The sequence below is a fragment of the Methylomagnum sp. genome (genome assembly GCF_054333355.1).
Genome location: NZ_JBTEKS010000401.1, coordinates 1 through 3928, shown reverse-complemented (window position 1 = coordinate 3928; position 3928 = coordinate 1). Strand labels below are relative to the sequence as shown.

The 3928-nt window shown below is 65.8% G+C and carries 4 protein-coding genes; all 4 read right to left on the bottom strand.

Annotated features, from left to right (window positions below; genetic code table 11):
* On the bottom strand, positions 1-693 hold a 693-nt coding region (locus ACXWUF_RS20070; protein ID WP_458496344.1), incomplete at its 3' end, for a lysophospholipid acyltransferase family protein.
* Positions 668-1459, bottom strand: a complete 792-nt coding sequence (locus ACXWUF_RS20065; protein ID WP_458496343.1) for a GNAT family N-acetyltransferase — start codon at positions 1457-1459, stop codon at positions 668-670. The genes ACXWUF_RS20065 and ACXWUF_RS20070, both read right to left, overlap by 26 nt.
* A 151-nt stretch (positions 1460-1610) precedes the next feature.
* The gene (locus tag ACXWUF_RS20060; protein ID WP_458496342.1) at positions 1611-2486 is read right to left on the bottom strand and encodes an alpha/beta fold hydrolase; all 876 of its coding nucleotides are present in this window, start codon (positions 2484-2486) and stop codon (positions 1611-1613) included.
* Positions 2487-2505: 19 nt separating this feature from the next.
* Positions 2506-3603, bottom strand: a complete 1098-nt coding sequence (locus ACXWUF_RS20055; RefSeq protein ID WP_458496341.1) for a M14 family zinc carboxypeptidase — start codon at positions 3601-3603, stop codon at positions 2506-2508.
* Positions 3604-3928: the final 325 nt, after the last annotated feature.

Sequence of the window (3928 nt, the reverse complement as noted above, 5' to 3'; positions counted from 1 at the left end):
GGCGGCGCGGTCCAGGCCCGTCGGCAGCGCCGGGCAATAGCCGAGGCGCAAGTCGATACGGTCCAGCTTGAGAACCCCCAGCAGGTGCGGAAGAAACTCGTCATCCCCGACGAAGGGCGCGACTTTCCCGGCCTCGTCCAGATAGCACAGGGCCACCGCCTGCACGCCCACCCCGGCCAATTGGGCGGGCATGAACAACTTGCCGTGGAACCGCAGCACCTTTTCGCCGGTGGTCGTCGTCCCCTCGGGGAACAGCATCAGCCGCTTGCCCTGGCGCAGCCGCCAGACCATCTGCTCCGCCGTCGCCGCCGTCTGGTCCGCGTCGCCGCGCCGGACGAACAAGGTGCCGATGCCCTTGGCGAGATAGCCCATGACCGGCCAGTCGGCCACGTCCTCCTTGGCGACGAACTGGCAGGGCCATTGCGAACCCAGGGCGATGATGTCCAGCCAGGAGATATGGTTGGCGACGATGAGCCGGGCATTCGGATCGAGTCGGCCATTGACGCGCAGGCGCAGATTGAGGATGCGGCACACGGCGCCATTCCAGCGCCGCACGATGGCCTCGTTGAGCGGCGCCGCCCGCCTCCCCAGCAATAACCTGAGTCCCGGCATGACCGCCGCCACGGCGATGACGCCGAGCAAAAACATCCCGGCGATCAGCGCCCCCTTAAGCCAGGGCTGGTAGCGGGGCATGGGCGGCTCCGGGGCGGGTTCCGATGAAGCGCTTCTCGTAGCGGTCCTCCATGCGGGACAGTTCCAGCAGGATGAACACGTCCATGACGTTGAAGTCCTCGTCCCAGAACGGCTCGCCGCAGACCCAGCAACCCAGCCGCAGATAGGCTTGCAGCAGGGGCGGGATGCCGCTTTCGTCGCGGACGCAGCGCTGGTGGGCGGGCACGGGAATCCGGGGCTTCACGGCCAGTTCGGCGGGGCCGAATTGCCGGGCTTCGATGCGGCGGTACACGGCGTCCACCGCGAAGCCGCTGGGTCCGGGGGAGATGCTGGCGCAGCCCATGAGGTAATCGAAGCGGCCTTGCTGGATGTATTCCGCCAGCCCGTTCCACAAGGTGCCCAACACCACGCCGCCGCGCTGGGCCGGGTCCACGCAGGTGCGGCCAATCTCCAGGAACCGGCCCGGCAGCGCCAACACCTTGCCGAGTTCGAATTCGCCCTCGGAATAGAACCGTCCCAACCGGGCGGCCTGGGCATCGCTCAACAAGCGGGTGCAGGCGACCACATCCCCCGTGTGGGTGTCGCGCACCAAAAGATGGTCGCAGAAATCGTCGATGTCGTCGTAATCCAGCCCCTCGACGCGGGAATGCAGGCGGGCGCCCATTTCCCCGGCGAACACGCGGTATCGCAGGGCCAGGGTGGCGCGGACAGTGGCCGGGTCGCGGGCAATTTCCGTCACGAAGCGGCGGGGACGGGACCGGCGGGAGTCTAAGTGGATGGCGGACATAGGGGTTTCCGTAGGTGCGTGAATTCCTGGGCACGATACGGAAGCCGTGTGATGAACAGATTGCCGGGAGGTGAAGAAGCTGTTGCGGTCGAATGACGAAGCGATGACATGACGCCGTGGGAGCGGGCTTCAGCCCGCGACCGATGGCGGACTATTCGCGGGCTGAAGCCCGCTCCCACAGGAAATCCGCCACGCGGGCGATGACCCAATCCGGGTCGTCCAGCGGCAGGTCGTGGCCCGCCCAAGGATGGCTGATTAACGGCGCGTCCCAATGCCGGGCCAGAGCTTCCGAACACGCCGGATCGACCAGCCTATCGCCCCGCCCGCTGAGCAACAGCACGGGCGCCCGGGGCCGGCCTGATGGCGGATGATAGGTCGCGGCCGCCCGCAGTTGCCGGACCAGGTTACTCCGACGGATGGGGTGTTCCAGATAAGCCCGCGCCCGCGCCTCGACCCGCGCCGCGTCCTCCGCCCCGTGTCGGCTGGTGAGCGCCAGGATGGCCCGTTCCCGCACCCAGGCGGCCCGTTGGAACGCCATCCGCAGCAAGCCCGGCCAACTCCGCCAAGCAAGGCGCTGATGAATCGGGCTGAGTCCGCGCAGGCTGGTGTTGATTAACACCGCCCCGGCGATTTCCTCGGGATACCGATGCAGCCATTCCACCGCCACCATGGCACCCAAGGAAACAGCCAAAAGAAACCGGGGCGGCGGCGACGACGGGGACGCCGGAAACATGGCGGGCATGGCTTCCCGCCGGGCGAATTCCAGCATGGCGGGAATGGACGGGGGGCTATTCAGCCGCCAGTGTCGGCCATTGCCGGGCAAGTCCAAGGTGACAACGCGGGCACCGGGAATTCCGACGGCGAACCGCTCGGGAAAATCGTCCCAATGGGCGCTTTCCCGCACCAAGCCCCGCAGGAACAGCCATTCGGAGGGCGCCTCAAGCTCCGCCCTATAGGTTGCCGAACCATGAAAGCGGCCCGACGCCCCCTCTCCCACTGGGAGAGGGTTGGGGTGAGGGGATTTCAAACGAGGGTTTTCTCCACACTTATCCATACCACTGCTCCAAGCCTTGTCTTTGCAACCGCTCCCGCTCCGCTTCGGCCAGTTCCGCCCAGGCTTCCGGCGAGCGCACGGCGCGGTGGAACAAATCAAACAGGAACAAATGCCGCCGCAAGGTCCGGCGCACCCGATGGGGCAGGCGCGGATTAAAGAAGCCCAAGGCGGAGAATGCCTGGGTCCAATTCTTTTTCACCCAGAGCCAGGAACCCATCTCCAAGGTGAATGGCAGATAACGCCCGCCGGGTTGAACGGCGCGGTATTCGTCATAGAGGTAATCCCACAGGTCGCCATGGGCGAGGTATTGGCGGGATTGCGGCTCGACGCGGTAGACGTGATGGGGAAAGGCCCGGTCCAGCAAATGCTTCACGGCCAGGGCTTCGGGCAGGTCCGGCAGCGATTCCCGGCTCTTCGCGTAGGGGAACCACAGCCGGTCGATCTGGCCGTAGCCGGAATGCACGTCCAGGCTGAGGGCCGTCCGGGCCGGGAAGATTTCCCGGCGGACAAACTCGCACAGCGCCCGCGCCTCGATTTCCATGGGCGCGCCCGCCTCGCCTTGATACCAGGGCAGCCGGGGCGACAGCCGGTGCCCGCCGAACAAATGCCAACTCGCCAAGCCCTCGGCCAGCACCGGGGAATTGCGCATCAAATCGACCCGGTTGCCGTTGGCGCGGCGTTGCAGGTACATGCCCACCGGGTTGACCAGCGGAATCATCACCAGCCGGGCATTCGCCAGCATGTCCTGGGTCACGCGGTCCCAGCGGGCCATCTCCACCAGGGTGCGCAGCCAGGACAGCACCACCTGGGTGCCGATGCGCTCCAAGCCATGCACGCCGCCGAACAGGGCGAACACCGGCAGGCTGGGATCGGCGGGACCGAACCGGAAGGCCACCAAGGGAAAGGTCTCCTCCCCGTGCCGCAACTCCGCCAGCACATCGGCGCGGAATCCGGCGCGGGGCGTTTGCGCCCCATGCTCGGCCACGATGAGCAATTCGCGCAGTTCGGGCAGCAGCCGTTGCGCCGAACGGCTCAAAAGCCCGTGGCGGGGTTCGAAGGGTGTGGATTCTGGTGTCGGCAAATCGGGCATGGCGTGGGGGTTGGGAACACTGCCGCTAAGTTAAGGCGATTTCCGAGAATGCTTGTCACCGTTGATCTGGATGTAGGATGGGTAGAGCGTACTCGCGAAACCCATCGAGCCGGGCACAGGGTGATGGGTTTCGCTTCGCCCTACCCATCCTACAGGTATGTCTTTTCCTGGAAATCGCCTTAGTTTGGACGATGGCGTAAGCGATTGAAGAGGCGACGAAGCTAAAGTTCGGACTCCAGACCGGCTTACCTTGATGGCGGTGACGGACTCCGTGGGAACGATAGGCAGAGCCAAGCTGGCGGGCTTGGTTGAGGCTGGACCATCG